This is a genomic window from Agromyces atrinae (assembly GCF_013407835.1).
Classification (GTDB): Bacteria; Actinomycetota; Actinomycetes; order Actinomycetales; family Microbacteriaceae; genus Agromyces; species Agromyces atrinae.
Map to the genome: position 1 here is coordinate 3288999 of NZ_JACCBI010000001.1, position 13483 is coordinate 3302481.

The following is a 13483-nucleotide window of genomic DNA, read 5'->3' on the forward strand; positions in this document are numbered from 1 at the left end:
GCGTACGAACGCACCGTCCGCCTCGTCGCGGTCGCTGCCGGCGCGGCCTCACTCCTCTTCTCCGTCCTCACGCTCGCCCCGTTCCTCGAACAGCTGAACCCCGAGGCTCCGAGCGAATCGATCGCGGCCTATTCGATCGCCTTCGGCCTGCCCGTGCTGCTCGCGCTCGGTGCGATCCGGGCGAGCATCGTCTTCGTGCGCGTGCTCGCGGGCGTCACCGCCGTGGGCTACATCGGTCTTCTCGTGCTCTGGGCCTTCGACGGCCCGATCGGTGTCGCGCCTCACGGTGACGTGTGGCCCCTCTCGCTCACCGCGATCCCGGCCGTCACCGCGGTCGTTGCGTATCCGCGCCCGCCCGTCTGGGGCTACCTCGCCATCACGACGGCGTTCACGTTCGTCATCGCCGAGAGGTCGTCGAGCTCGCCCGACGCGACGGTCGAAGCTCTCGAGATCGCCCTCTACAGCGCGGTCTTCTGCTCGATCTTCGTCGGATGCTCGGTCGCCGCGATCGCGAACGCCCGCCGACTCGACGCCTCGATCGTGGCATCCGCCGCCAAGGCACGCGAGCACGCCGCCGCAGCCGCCCGCGAGCGCGAGCGGGCGCGGTTCGAGGCGCTCATCCACGACGGCGTCATCTCCACGCTCCTCATGGCGGGCCGCGGAACGCTCGACAGCGTCGCGGGAGCAGCGCAGGCGCAGCGCACGCTCGCCGAGCTCGCCGATGTGCGCGAGCCCGGCGGCGCCGCCATCTCGACCGACGAGCTCGACGAGCGGCTGCGCTCGCTGCTCGCCACCTACACCGTGTGGGTCGACTTCCTCCGCGGCCCGCTGTCGGAACTCGCCCTGCCCGCCGACGTGGCCGAGGCCCTCGAGAGCGCGACCGCCGAGGCCGTGCGCAACTCGGTCGTGCACGCCGGTCCGCGCGTTCGCCGGGCGGTGCTCTTCTCGGTGACGGATGACGCCGTCGAGATCGTCGTCCGCGACGACGGGCGCGGCTTCGATCGCCTGTCGCTGCCGCCCGGCCGTCTCGGGCTCACGCGCAGCATCGAGGCACGCATGCGCGCGATCCCGGGCGGATCGGCCAGTGTCGTCAGTGCACCGGGTGAGGGCACCCGTGTCTCGCTCGTCTGGGAGGCACGATGAGTGCGGTCGCCGAACGCGCCGAGCCGCGCGCCGCCGAAGCCCGCGTGCGGGTCGACGTCTCGTCGCTCCTCGAGCTCTCCGGGCCCGAGGCGCGCACGATCCTCTTGATCTTCATCGGAGCTCAGGGCGTGCTCGCGTTCGCGCTGCCCGATGCCGCGGCCGTGCCGTGGCGCACAGCGGTGGCGTTCGCCGGCGTCGTCGTGGCGGCGTTCTGGGTGACGCGATCCGCGCCCGACCCGTACCCGCGCGAGTGGGCGTGGGGGGTGGTCGGGCTCTCGGTCGCTGTGACGGTGCTGCAGAGCTTCCAGCTCTCGCCGACCGACCGGCCCTTGTTCGCGGCGTGGCACGTGGGCGCCGTGACAGTCATCTTCATGGTGCTCTCGTTGCGTGCCCGGGCGCGTGAGGCCTGGATCGGTTTCGCGCTCGTCGTCGTCGTGACACTCGTGTGGTCGCTCGTGAGCGAGGCGGGCATCCTCGACGGCGTCGAACTCGTCGTGCGTCACGCCGGGTCTCTCGCCGTCGCGTCGCTCATCGCCATCGGGTTGCGCTCGCTCGCGGCATCCATGACCCGGATCGCCATGCGTCTCGTCGACCGCGAGGAGGCCGAGGCGACGCAGGCCGAGCGCATGCGCGAGCGCGCTGAGCAGCTCGACCGCCTCGACCGCCTCGCCGGCGGGCTGCTCACGAAGGTCGCCGCCGGTGAGCCGCTGACGGATGACGAGCGCCAGGAGTGCCTCCTCGTCGAGGCGGCACTCCGCGATCAGGTGCGCGGTCGCGGACTCGCGACACCCGAGATCGCCGCGGTGGCGCGCTCGGCGAGGCGACGCGGCGTCGTCGTCACCCTGCTCGACGATTCCGACGGCGAGACCGATACGACGGCGACGCTGTCGTTGCTCGCCGCCGAGCTCCTCTCCCTCGACACGGGATCGGTGACGGCGCGGCTCCTGCCCGCCGGCCGTCTCGCGGTCGCGTCGGTCGCCATCGAACGTGACGGTGTCGAAGACGTCTACGCGGTCATGCGCGACGGAACGGTGAATTGAGCGCGCCACTCAGGCACACTGGATTCATGACCTCTCCCCGCCGCCGGCGCTTCGTGATCGCCGGATCGATCGCGGCCGTCGTGCTCGTCGCCTCGGTCGCGACGGGGGCGATCGTCTCGTCGGCCATCGCTGCCGACTCGCTGAATGCCGCCTCGACGCGTGCCTCGGCTCTGCTCGAGCGTGCGGAGGGGGAGTTCCGTGCAGCCGACAGCCTTCTCGAGAAGTCTCACGACACCCTCGACGAGAGCGACGGGCGCGTGCTCGACGACGCACCGCGCGCGGCGTTCGCCGACCTCGTCGACACCGCCGACGAGGCTCGGGTCGCGGCCCGTGCCGAGCTCGATGCGCTCGATGCCGCGGTGCGCGCCGCCGGGAGCACAGCCGCCCTCGACTTCGGTGCGACCGATCGCGCGCGTGCCGAGGAGCTCGCCCGAGCAGGCGTTCCGGAGACCGACCGGTTCACCGCGGCATCCGCTCTGCTCGAGGGGCCGCGAGCAGACATCACTCTCGCCGTCGCCGCGTGGACAGAAGAGCAGGAGCGCATCGTGCGCGACCGCTACGTCAACACGGTCTGGGCGAGCGGCTGGTATCCCGAGCTCGACGCGTGCAAGGGCTCGGTCGACCTCACCGCGCGCTACGACGGCGTGCCGACGATCGCCGAGCACTGGTCGTGCGGCGGGCGCGAGTTCCCGCAGGAGCCCGGCACGCTCATCACTCTCACTGGTGAGCACTCGGGCACGTATCGCGTCGAGGGCATCCAGGTGATCCTGAACCAGGCGACGGCGACGACCGACGATATTCCGCGCGGCTTCGACCTCGTCTACCAGACGTGCCAGAACGGCCAGTCGTCGTCGATGTCGATGACGGGTCTGACCCGCGTCGGCGACGCAGTAACGGTCGAGTCGCTCGCCGGTCTGTGACGCATGTGAACACGTCGTTACAAATCGGTAGTCGGGCCTCCGTTTATGGGCGAGCCGACGTAGTCTCGGGCTATGCCGACACCGCCGCCGGAGCCGCGAGTGAAGGCTCCCACACCTGTCCGTCCGCCGCGCGATTCGAGCCGCACCTCGCCGTGGCTCCTGGCCCTGCTCATCGTCGTCGGCATCGGAGCCGTCGCGCTCGCCGTGGCCGCCTACATTCTCAAGTGACGCACGAGCACTCAGAGCAGCTGGGTCGCGATGAGGCTTCCGTTGTAGACGATGTGCGCGATGATCGCGCCGCCGATGCGGCCGGTCGTGTGCGCGAGTGTGCCCACCGCGAGGCCGAACACGAAGGTCGCGAGGCCGACGACGAGCGCCGTGCCCGGCGACGTCACCTCCGCGAGGTGCAGGAGTGCGAAGACGAGCGCCGTCACGACGATGCCGACGACGGGCGTCGACGCACGGATGACGCTGTGTTGCACGTACCCGCGGAAGTAGACCTCTTCGATGATCGGGCCGATCACGACGGGTGCGAGCACCACACCGAACAGCCACCAGAGGTCGGCACCCGTGTCGCCGAGCTGCAGGTGCACCGCAGGCTGACCGTAGACGCCGATCTCGATGAGCGTCGCGACCGCGCGCAGCAGCAGACCGATGCCGGCGCCCCACAGCAGGTCGAGCCACGTGAAGCGCAGGCCGAGGGATCGAGCCGGAGTGCGGCGCGTGGCGACGGCCCAGACGACGACCGCGATGAGTGGTACCCACACCACGAGATACGACCCGAGGAGCTGTGCTTCGAAGGGGACCACGACGGTGCGCACCAGCATGCCGAAACCGTAGATTCCCGCGAGAGCAAGCACCACACCGACCGCGGACGGCAGCACCGAGGGCGGGGTCTGCGGGGCGTCGGAGGCGGCGGTCACCCCGTCAGCGTAGCGGCGACGATGCGATCGGCTCGATCGAACTATGGCACCATGTCAATCGGAGTGCGTACGACTCCGCAATCGGAGGGGAAACCGAGTGGAGCTTCGCGACTACATTCGCATTCTGCGTAAGAGATGGGTGCTCATCGCCCTCCTGACCCTGATCGGCCTCGGCGCCGCAGCGGGTTACTCGATTCTGCAGACGCCGAAGTTCACCAGCTCGGCGAAGGTCTTCGTGTCGACCTCGGGCGGTGAGACCGTCGGCGAACTCGCTCAGGGCAACACCTTCACCCAGCAGCGCGTGAAGACGTATGCGAGCCTCGCGACGACGCCGATCGTCCTGCTTCCCGTCATCGCCGACCTCGGTATCGACCGCTCCTCCGAGAGCCTCGCGCGCAACGTCACCGCGAGCGCGCCGCTCAACGAGACCCTCATCGAGATCACCGTCGTCGACGACGACCCGGCTCTCGCCGCCGAACTCGCGACCGAGATCTCCGAGAGCCTCACGAATGTCGTCGAGACGATCGAGAAGACGAATTCCGAGGGTGCCTCGCCCGTGCGTCTGACCCTCGTGCAGCATGCTTCGGTTCCGCAGTCGCCGACGAGCCCCAATGTGCCGCTCAACCTCGCGCTCGGAACCCTCGTGGGTCTCGCGCTCGGCATCGGCCTCGCCGTGCTGCTCGAGACGCTCGACACCCGCATCCGCAACGAGCGCGACGTCGAACTCGTGAGCGACCGCCCGATCATCGGTGGCATCGCGTATGACGCGAAGGCCGGCGAGCGGCCCCTCATCGTGCACGTCGACCCGCGCAGCCCGCGCGCCGAGTCGTTCCGCACGCTCCGCACGAACCTGCAGTTCCTCGACGTCGGTCACCCCTCGCGCGCCTTCGTCGTCACGAGCTCGATCGAGAGCGAGGGCAAGTCGACGACGGCCGCCAACCTCGCGATCGCGCTCGGCGACGCCGGTGCTCGCGTGCTGCTCGTCGACGCCGACCTGCGTCGCCCCAAGGTCGACCAGTACATGGGCATCGAGGGCGGCGCCGGTCTCACCGACCTGCTCATCGGCCGCGCCGAGCTGCAGGACGTCGTGCAGAAGTGGGGTCGCGGCCAGCTCTACGTGCTTCCCGCCGGCCGCATCCCCCCGAACCCGAGCGAGCTGCTCGGCTCTGCCGCCATGGTGCGTCTGCTCGAAGAGTTCTCGGGCGCGTTCGACGTCGTCCTGTTCGACGCCCCGCCGCTCCTGCCCGTCACCGACGCGGCGATCCTGTCGCGCGTCGTCGCGGGTGCGATCGTCGTCGTCGCCGCGGGCCGCACGCACAAGAACCAGCTCAAGGGTGCCGTCGGCGCCCTCGAGAACGTCGGCGCCACCATCTCGGGCTTCGTGCTCACGATGATGCCGACGAAGGGCCCCGACGCCTACGGCTACGGCCGCTATGGCTATGGCTACGGGTACGGTTATGGCGTCGAAGAGGGCGAGAAGGCCGAGAAGGCCGACAAGGCCGAGCGCGCCGCCAAGAAGGCCAAGAAAGACGCGAAGACTTCGGCCTCATGAACATCCTCGTCGTCTGCACGGGGAACATCTGCCGGTCGCCCCTGGCTGAGCAGGTGTTGCGCGAGCGCCTCGCCGAGGCCGGCGTGACCGCGACGGTCGAGAGCGCGGGAACGCGCGCGATGGACGGCCACGAGATGACGCCGCAGTCGGCCGATCTCGCCCGCGCGCTCGGCGTGAGCGACACGACGCATACCGCGAGGCAGATCACTCCCGCTCTCATCGAGGCAGCCGACCTGGTGCTCGTCGCGAGCCGGTCGCACCGCCGTGAGGTCGTCGAGGAGGTGCCGCGTGCGGGTCGCTACACGTTCACCCTTCGTGAACTCGCCCGACTCATCGAAGCGGCGTCGGCCGACGGCACGCTCGACCAGGCGCCTCTGCGCGCCTCCATCGACCTCGTCTCCGAGATCGCCGCTCTCCGCGGGGCATTCCCGCCGCCCGCCGATCCCGCCGACGACGACATCGTCGACCCGTACCGCCGCGAGCAGTCGGTCTACGACGAGGCCGGTCGCCTCATCGACGACTCGACGCGCGTGATCGCCGCGGCACTGGCCGCCGCGGCACCGGTCGCCGCGAATCGGAGCGATGGCGTTTAGGCGGCCACCCCGCGCCGAGCGCCCCCTGCCGACCGAGGGTCGCAAGCGGGCACGTCGGCGCTGGATCACGGCGGGCGTCATCGTCTTCGTCGCGATCGACGCGGCCCTCGTGGCGTGGGCGCTGAGCCCGTCCGCGCCCGAGGTGCGGCCCCAGCCTGACCGTACGGCGGAGGCGGCGCCCACGCCCACCGCGTCCCCGACCGAGACCCCCGCGCCGTTCGTGGCGCCCGAGCTGCGTCTGCTCCAGGCGCTCGACACGTCGACCGCGTGGCGGGCCGTGCCCGGCTCGTGCGGCGGCGCCGAGCCGGTCGTCGAGTCGACGGCCGACGGCGGAGCGACGTGGCAGGCGTCAGCGACCGCGCCGGCCGGCATCCGTGAAGTGCTGGCGATCGATGTCGTCGCGGGCGGCCCCGTGAGCCTCGTCGCGAAGACCGGCGACGACTGCCGGGTCACGGTCTTCCGATCGTTCACGGCCGGTGAGTTCTGGGAGGAGGCGCCGGGCGAGCTCGGCACCCGCTCCTACGTCGACCCGGCCGATCGCGTCACGGTCGTCATCGACGGCGTCGCCACCCCGCCGCCCTGCGCTCCGGCGCGCGAGGTCGCGCGCAGCCCGGTGGCCGTCGCCGTGCTGTGCGACGGCGACGTGCGCGTGCGCGCGAACGACGCCGCTGACTGGTCGTCCTTCGCGGTGGCCGACGTCGGTGCGCTGGCCATGGCGGATGACGGTGCGGTGACGATCGCTCGTGTGGCCGATGAGTCGTGTGTGGGCGTCGCTCTCGCCGATGTCGCGGTTCCCGATGCGACGACGTGCCGGGCGGGGGAGGCGCCGCCGACGAGCCTTGCTCTCGACCGCGTCGGCGAGTCCACCTGGGTGTGGCAGAACGATTCGGTGAGCGTGCAGTAGCGCCATCGCTGTGCCCCGATTCCCCGCGTCTCAGGCGGTGGCCGGCTCGCACGGCTCAGTGCGGTGTTGTAGAGGTGCACTCTCGGCGGGTGCCGGAACTTCCTCGTCCGGGTTCAGGGGTATGCCGGCGCGCACGACGACCCCGCCCTCCGCGCTCGAGTCGAGGGTGAGTTCGCCGCGGTGGTGGTGCAGACGATCGCGAAGGAGCGCGAGTCCGTGCAGTTCGATGGGGCCGTCAATACCGACTCCGTCGTCATGGAACTCGATCGTGACGGAACGTTCCTCGCGGAAGACGAACAGGGCGACGCTCGTCGCCGTGCCGTGCTTGAGGGCGTTCGTGAGCGCCTCCTCGATGACGCGCACGAGCAGCAGCCTCTTGCTGACGTCGATGAGGCGCATGTCGCGGTCGTTCGACGCGGCGGTGTCGCGCACCCGGAGGCGAGTGGCGATGCCGGCGGGCAAGCGTGCGAGAAGCGCGCGCGCAGCGGGCACGAGACCGTCGTCGAGCCGCTCGGGGTAGAGCGCAGAACTCAGCGAGCGCAGTTCCGTCTCTCGCAGCTCGTCGAGCTGACGCCGCACGGCGTCGATGCGCTCTCGGTGCGGTGCGGACGACTCGCGCGCGATCGAGCCCAACTCTGCCGCGAGGATGACGAAGCGATTCTGCAGCGAGCCGTGGATGCCGTCGGCGACGAGGCGACGCACACGGAGTTCTTCCTGCTGCAGCGAGGCGAGAGCGTCGGACGCGAGGGTCGCCTGGAACACCCGCTCTCGAGCTTCGCGCCGTGCCCGCTGCTGTGCACGGGTGATCGTGAGAGCGGTCATGAAGACGAGCGTGACCATCACGGCGACGACGAGGGCATCGGGTGCCGCGGCGTCGAGCTGGGTTCCGAGGTAGACCCCGCCGACGAGCTGCAGCCCGGCTCTCACGAGTGCGACGCCGGTGCCCACGGCCGCCGAGAGGGCGATCTGTACTGCGCGGCGTCGCTGCGGCAGCCGCAGGGTGGCCGCGCACAGCGTGACGATCGTGACCGAGACGAGGTTGATGCTGAAGCGCCGAGCGAGTTCGGCGAGGGGCGATGCTTCAGCGTGCAGATCGGCCGACTGCAGTCCGAAGATGAGCACGGATTGCACCGTGGCGGCGACACCGAGCGAGGCCGCGAGCACGCCGACGATGATGACGGTCGTGCGCGTGTCGCGCGCCTCGTCGTCGCGACGAGTTCGACTCTCGCGAAGGGCGAGAGCGTTCGAATCCGAGATCGGGGTCGTCACCGGGTCTCGGCGAGATAGATGCGCGCGGCGAGCACGCGTGCATTGCGGTCGTCATCGCGCGAGATGCCGAGCGTCGAGTAGATCGCATAGACATGGTTCTCGACCGATCGCGGCGACACGTCGAGCTCGCGGGCGATGGCGGCGTTCGTATGACCCTCGGCGAGGAGCGACAGCACGTGGCTCTGGCGCGGACTGAGAGCAGCGAGCCGCGTGTTCGTGCGCGCGCGGCGGCGGGCGACGAGATCCCGGTCGAGAACGCTCCGACCCTCCGCAGCGGCGCGCAGGGTCAGCATGAGGTCGCGTGCCGAGAGCGACGACGTCTTCGACAGGTAGCTCCACCCGGCGTGCTGGGCCGCGGGCAAATCGAGCAGCGTATCCATGCGGTCGACGGCCGACAGCAGCACGATGCCGAGCCGCGGGCGCTCGCGCCGAAGCTCGCGCCCGTAGTCGATTCCGCTGCCGTCGGGCAGGCCGATGTCGAGGAGCGCGACGTCGATCTGCCGGGGGTCTATCCGCGCTCGAGCCTCCGTCAGGCTCGACACCGAAGCGTGCACGACGAACGTGGCAGCCGAGGCCACCAGGCTCGTCAGAAGCTGACGGAAGAGTGGCTGATCCTCGACGATCGCGACACGCAGAACACTCACCGGATCTCCTGGTCGTGCAGTGGGGGGATGCCGCCACAGGACTCCGGGCTATTGGCGACTTCTTGAGCATAACCACCTCTTGCCGCCGTTTTTCGCTGCCTCGTACCCCCCAGTCGAGGTAATTCTGCGTGGAAATACTCACCCCATGCGAACACTCGCCATGTGCACGCCTAGCATCGGCTCCGCTCGGTAGATCGAGCGTCTGACGAGAATCAGGAGACTGTCGCGATGGTGAATGACACGGATGCTCGTGTACGCCGAGCCACGACGAGTTCGGGTCGGACGGGCCTGCCGCGACCGCCGCGTCGCCGAGGCTACCGGTGGTGGCACTATGTGATCCTGGCGGTTGTCGCCGCCGCCGCGATCGGACTCGCGTACGCCGCGCTCTCGGCGGATAAGGACGTACCCGGCACGGGTACGAGCGTGAGCATCTCCGGATAGACCCGGCATTCTCGACTGAGTGTTTGTACTCAGAAGGGTTGCCACGCACGATTCCCCGGCCGACACCCGAATGTCGGGCCGAATGGGGGGGCATTGGGAGAGGCCGTGCGATAGTAGAACTCTCCCGCGAGAAGCGGCCCTCGTTAAGGCTGAGTAAACAGTCACGACACAATCAGTAGTACAGCCTCCGTTTTCCCTAGACTCGGACGCAGGTCGACGCCGACCAGCAATCACGTGTCGTGCGTAGACGAAGGATCGCAGTGCCGGAGCAATCAGTGGGTCATGCAGGTGCAACGCGCACCGGCGGCATCGCCACGGATTGGCGCGACCGCTACTCGGGTCGACTCGCAATCACCGACTCCCTCGTGCTCGTCTGGGCCGTCTTCGGCGCGCAGTTCGCCTGGCTCGGCGCCGACAGTGAAGCCATGGGTTTCAGTGGCTCGCGTGTCGACATCGGTGTCAGCTACACCGTTGTCTCGATTTTGATCGTCCTGATTTGGATGGGGGCGCTCGCCGCCTACGGTACGCGCGGCTATCGCGTCGTCGGTTCCGGAACGCAGGAGTACAAGCTCATCGCCGATGCGACGATCCGGGTCTTCGGCCTCGTCGCGATCGTCGCGTTTCTCATCAAGCTCGACCTCGCGCGCGGTTACGTGCTCATCTCGCTGCCCCTCGGGCTCGTCGTGCTCCTTTTCTCTCGATGGCTCTGGCGTCAATGGCTCAACGTCAAGCGCAGCCAGAACGAGTTCGTCTCGAAGGTCGTGCTCGTCGGTACTCCGTCGTCATCGGCGCTCATCGCTCGCGAGCTCGCCCGGGTACCCACCGCGGGCTACGTCGTCGTCGGCGCGTGCGTGCCCGACGACGATCCCTCTGAAACGTTGCCGGGAATCGACGTCCCTGTTATCGGAACCTTCGACTCGGCACTCTCCGCTCTGCGCGTCACGGGCGCCGATACGCTCGTGATCACGAGTGCCGACGAACTCTCGCCCGACCGGGTGCGTCAGCTCAGCTGGGGCCTCGAGCCCGGCAGGCAGCACCTCGTCGTCGTGCCGAGCCTCGTTGACATCGGTGGCCCCCGCCTGCACACTCGACCGGTTGCCGGTCTGCCACTGATCCACGTCGAGACTCCGCGGTACGAGGGTCGCAAGCAGTTCGCGAAGCGCGCACTCGACCTTCTCGGCGCGGCCGGGATTATCGTCGTGCTCTCGCCACTCCTTCTTATAGTGACGTTGCTCGTGAAGCTCGGGTCGCGCGGACCCATCCTCTTCCGCCAGGAGCGCGTCGGTATTAACGGCTCGACGTTCGAGATGCTCAAGTTCCGCTCGATGGTCGTCGACGCCGAAGATCGCCTCAAGGCGCTCGAAGCCGAGATGGATCGCGATGCCGGCAATTCGGTCATGTTCAAGATGAAGGACGACCCGCGCATCACGGCCGTGGGCAAGTTCCTGCGTCGGTTCAGCATCGACGAACTCCCTCAGCTCTTCAACGTGCTCGGCGGCTCGATGTCGCTCGTCGGTCCGCGTCCGCCGCTCGTGCGCGAGATGAATCAGTACGCCCGCCACGTGCACCGTCGATTCCTGGTGAAGCCGGGACTCACCGGTCTCTGGCAGGTCAGCGGACGATCGAATCTGTCGTGGGAAGAAACCGTCCGTCTCGACCTGTACTACGTCGAGAACTGGTCGCTCGCGGGCGACATCATCATCCTGTGGCGCACCGTGAAAGCGGTCTTCGCCCGGGATGGTGCGTACTAAAGGAAGAGCTAGAGCATCATGGAAGGGGACATCGTGAGTTCTGACGCTCGCCCGTCGCGCAAGCTGCTGCTTGCAGCGTCAACCGGAGGGCACCTCGCACAACTGGCTCGTTTGGCGCCCTACCTCGGTGCGTCCGACGATTCGTTGTGGGTCACTTTCCGCACTCCTCAGAGTGAGTCACTCCTCGCCGGGAAGCGGGTGCACTATGTCCCGTACATCGCTTCGCGCGACTTCCGTCGAGCGATCGGTGCAGCTCGTCAGATGAGGCGACTTCTCGACTCGGAAAGCTTCGAGGCCGCAGTGAGCACGGGCGCGGCGCTTGCGGTCTCTGTTCTTCCCGTCGCCAAGTCGCGTGGAATCGAGACCACATATATCGAGAGCGTCTCTCGAGTCAACGGTCCGTCACTCTCCGGGCGCATCATCGCGGCTACGCGATCGGCCGAACTCTTCACACAGCACCACGGCTGGGCCGATCACCGGTGGCAGCCGCACCGCAGCGTGCTCGAGTCCTTCACCTCGATCGAACAGTCGCCTGTCGAGAATCCGAGTCTCTTCGTCACACTCGGAACGATCAAGAAGTATCGCTTCGACTCAGTCGTCGATCAGGTACTCGCCTCCGGGCTCGCCGATGACCGCACGGTGTGGCAGCTTGGTGAGACATATGGCCGTACTGATCTTCCGGGGCGCGTGTTTCAGCAAGTGTCAGGCGCCGACTTCGAGAAATACTCGCTCGAGGCTGACGCGGTCATCTCGCACGCTGGTGTCGGTTCTTTGCTCGCGCTCCTCGAGCTCGGCATCTTTCCCGTGCTCGTCACTCGGCGGCGTGTTCGCAACGAGCACGTCGATGATCACCAGCTGCAGATCGCCGATCTCGTCAACTCGCTCGACATTGCTCGCGCGGTCGATGGCCCCGACCTTGATGCAGAGACAATCATCTCTGCCAGTGCTCGGTCGATCGTTCCGTCAGACATGGTCAACGCGTGAAGGATAGTCTTGAGTTCCACGGTTCGGGAATCGAGCTCGCAGGACTCCGTCCTGGTTTCGCGTTCGCCGCGCTGAGTGGCACCATCGCCTGGCCCATGCCCGGATCATGCAATCAGCGAGGCCGCGCGCTCATCGTACGCGGCGCTGAACTCAATTCCGACAACCTCGTGAGATGTGGACTCGTTACACCATGAATGACGTCAGCCCCCGCGTCCTGATCCTTTGGGCGAACGCTCATTCTGCGAATCTGGGAGTGCGCGCACTTGCTCAAGGCAGCGCCGAGTTGGTCCGCCAGGTCTGGCCGGACGCCGCGATCACGTTTCAGGATCTCGGCCCCAATGAGGAGGGCTTCCGCGTCTCGATGCAACTCGTCAAGGCCGACATCGGGCGCCCGCAGGGTCCTATCAAACGCTGGCTGAGGAGCTTCGATCTCGTCGTCGACACAGGTGCAGGCGACAGCTTCGCCGATATCTATGGTCGCAACCGACTCGGGCGAATCATCTACACGCAGCTCACGGCCTCCTCGCTCGGATTGCCTGTCGTCCTCGGTCCGCAGACAATTGGGCCTTTCGACGGATTCCTCTCGCGACTGGTTGCGCGATTCGCACTCTCGAAGGCGAGCAGCACGTTCGCGCGTGACAGCGCGAGCCTCGACTATGCGAAGTCGCTCGGTGCGCGGCGTCTCCTTCCGTCAACCGACGTCGTCTTCGGGCTCCAGATCCCCGACGCTGGTCCGGCACGTGATGTTCTTCTCAACGTCTCCGGACTGTTGTGGCAGGAGAACTCGCACGTGGACGCATCGCGGTATCAGGAATCGGTTCGCAGCCTCATCACTCAGCTCGATGCTTCCGGGCGTCGTGTCTCGTTACTCGCACACGTGATCGACAATCCGACGAAGGACAATGACCTCATTGCTATGCGTGAACTGGAAGGTGAGTTCGGAGACCGAGTGAAGTCCGTTGTTCCGAACTCCCTCGACGAGGTTCGTAGCGCACTGCGGGGAGCAAACATCGTGATCGGTTCGCGAATGCACGCGTGTCTCAACGCGCTCTCAGTAGGAACGCCCGCGATCCCGTGGGCCTACTCGCGCAAGTTCGCTCCTCTTCTTCGTGACCTCGGTTGGCCCATCTCGATTGACCTCAAGACGGAGCAACGTCCCCAGGAACAGACGTTGGCGCTCGTGGCTCGGGATGCTTCGACGTGGGACGCGTACCTTGCCGCGCTTCGAGAGGCGGCGGATGATCGGTTGTCGAACGTAACCGACGCGCTTCGTGCACTCGGGTCGACCCTCGTTCGAGAGGGCGTCTAGCGTTGGCGTC

At 67.7% G+C, this 13483-nt stretch carries 14 protein-coding genes; 11 read left to right on the plus strand and 3 right to left on the minus strand.

Annotation, left to right across the window (positions count from 1 at the left end; genetic code table 11):
• The first annotated feature begins 153 nt into the window (after positions 1-153).
• The 4 genes from BJ972_RS15170 (at position 154) to BJ972_RS15185 (ending at position 3331) form a co-directional block, all read left to right on the plus strand.
• The gene (locus BJ972_RS15170; protein WP_129175369.1) at positions 154-1143 is read left to right on the plus strand and encodes a sensor histidine kinase; all 990 of its coding nucleotides are present in this window, start codon (positions 154-156) and stop codon (positions 1141-1143) included.
• Complete coding sequence (locus tag BJ972_RS15175) at positions 1140-2183, plus strand: DUF8320 family protein (protein WP_129175371.1); 1044 nt, start codon at positions 1140-1142, stop codon at positions 2181-2183. The genes BJ972_RS15170 and BJ972_RS15175 overlap by 4 nt, the downstream gene beginning before the upstream one ends.
• 26 nt (positions 2184-2209) lie before the next feature.
• On the plus strand, positions 2210-3103 hold the full coding sequence (locus BJ972_RS15180; RefSeq protein ID WP_129175372.1) for a hypothetical protein: 894 nt from the start codon (positions 2210-2212) through the stop codon (positions 3101-3103).
• Between the two features lie 72 nt (positions 3104-3175).
• Entirely contained in the window at positions 3176-3331 is a 156-nt protein-coding gene (locus tag BJ972_RS15185; protein ID WP_164989940.1) for a hypothetical protein, read from the plus strand.
• Between the two features lie 11 nt (positions 3332-3342).
• On the opposite strand, the gene BJ972_RS15190 is transcribed toward BJ972_RS15185, so the two are convergent.
• Positions 3343-4026 (minus strand): CPBP family intramembrane glutamic endopeptidase, encoded by a 684-nt coding sequence (locus BJ972_RS15190; protein ID WP_129175374.1) that lies wholly within the window; start codon positions 4024-4026, stop codon positions 3343-3345.
• Between the two features lie 97 nt (positions 4027-4123).
• Between BJ972_RS15190 and BJ972_RS15195 the strand changes: the two genes are divergently transcribed.
• Genes BJ972_RS15195 through BJ972_RS15205 form a run of 3 tightly spaced genes read left to right on the plus strand, consistent with a single transcriptional unit; the run spans position 4124 to position 7075 of the window.
• Positions 4124-5578: a tyrosine-protein kinase domain-containing protein gene (locus BJ972_RS15195; RefSeq protein ID WP_129175376.1), complete on the plus strand. Its 1455-nt coding sequence runs from the start codon at positions 4124-4126 to the stop codon at positions 5576-5578.
• A complete protein-coding gene (locus tag BJ972_RS15200) occupies positions 5575-6171 on the plus strand; it encodes an arsenate reductase/protein-tyrosine-phosphatase family protein (protein ID WP_129175378.1) in 597 nt (198 codons plus the stop codon). The genes BJ972_RS15195 and BJ972_RS15200 overlap by 4 nt, the downstream gene beginning before the upstream one ends.
• On the plus strand, positions 6161-7075 hold the full coding sequence (locus BJ972_RS15205) for a hypothetical protein (protein ID WP_129175380.1): 915 nt from the start codon (positions 6161-6163) through the stop codon (positions 7073-7075). The genes BJ972_RS15200 and BJ972_RS15205 overlap by 11 nt, the downstream gene beginning before the upstream one ends.
• A gap of 30 nt (positions 7076-7105) precedes the next feature.
• On the opposite strand, the gene BJ972_RS15210 is transcribed toward BJ972_RS15205, so the two are convergent.
• Positions 7106-8344 (minus strand): sensor histidine kinase, encoded by a 1239-nt coding sequence (locus tag BJ972_RS15210; protein ID WP_129175382.1) that lies wholly within the window; start codon positions 8342-8344, stop codon positions 7106-7108.
• The gene (locus tag BJ972_RS15215) at positions 8341-8988 is read right to left on the minus strand and encodes a response regulator transcription factor (protein WP_241830824.1); all 648 of its coding nucleotides are present in this window, start codon (positions 8986-8988) and stop codon (positions 8341-8343) included. Before BJ972_RS15215 ends, BJ972_RS15210 begins: the two co-directional genes overlap by 4 nt.
• 228 nt (positions 8989-9216) lie before the next feature.
• On the opposite strand from BJ972_RS15215, the gene BJ972_RS15220 reads away from it, so the two are divergent.
• The 4 genes from BJ972_RS15220 (at position 9217) to BJ972_RS15235 (ending at position 13473) form a co-directional block, all read left to right on the plus strand.
• Positions 9217-9429 (plus strand): hypothetical protein, encoded by a 213-nt coding sequence (locus BJ972_RS15220; protein ID WP_129175386.1) that lies wholly within the window; start codon positions 9217-9219, stop codon positions 9427-9429.
• 260 nt (positions 9430-9689) lie between these two features.
• A complete protein-coding gene (locus BJ972_RS15225) occupies positions 9690-11180 on the plus strand; it encodes a sugar transferase (protein ID WP_241830825.1) in 1491 nt (496 codons plus the stop codon).
• Between the two features lie 33 nt (positions 11181-11213).
• Positions 11214-12164: a glycosyltransferase gene (locus BJ972_RS15230; RefSeq protein WP_206736517.1), complete on the plus strand. Its 951-nt coding sequence runs from the start codon at positions 11214-11216 to the stop codon at positions 12162-12164.
• A gap of 190 nt (positions 12165-12354) precedes the next feature.
• Complete coding sequence (locus BJ972_RS15235; RefSeq protein ID WP_164989941.1) at positions 12355-13473, plus strand: polysaccharide pyruvyl transferase family protein; 1119 nt, start codon at positions 12355-12357, stop codon at positions 13471-13473.
• Positions 13474-13483 lie beyond the last annotated feature (10 nt).

Bases quoted from the DNA above. Each gene is read 5' to 3' on its own strand.
- BJ972_RS15175 (WP_129175371.1), top strand. From the start codon at position 1,140: ATGAGTGCGGTCGCCGAACGCGCCGAGCCGCGCGCCGCCGAAGCCCGC.
- BJ972_RS15180 (WP_129175372.1), top strand. From the start codon at position 2,210: ATGACCTCTCCCCGCCGCCGGCGCTTCGTGATCGCCGGATCGATCGCG.
- BJ972_RS15185 (WP_164989940.1), top strand. From the start codon at position 3,176: ATGCCGACACCGCCGCCGGAGCCGCGAGTGAAGGCTCCCACACCTGTC.
- BJ972_RS15200 (WP_129175378.1), top strand. From the start codon at position 5,575: ATGAACATCCTCGTCGTCTGCACGGGGAACATCTGCCGGTCGCCCCTG.
- BJ972_RS15205 (WP_129175380.1), top strand. From the start codon at position 6,161: ATGGCGTTTAGGCGGCCACCCCGCGCCGAGCGCCCCCTGCCGACCGAG.
- BJ972_RS15220 (WP_129175386.1), top strand. From the start codon at position 9,217: ATGGTGAATGACACGGATGCTCGTGTACGCCGAGCCACGACGAGTTCG.
- BJ972_RS15235 (WP_164989941.1), top strand. From the start codon at position 12,355: ATGAATGACGTCAGCCCCCGCGTCCTGATCCTTTGGGCGAACGCTCAT.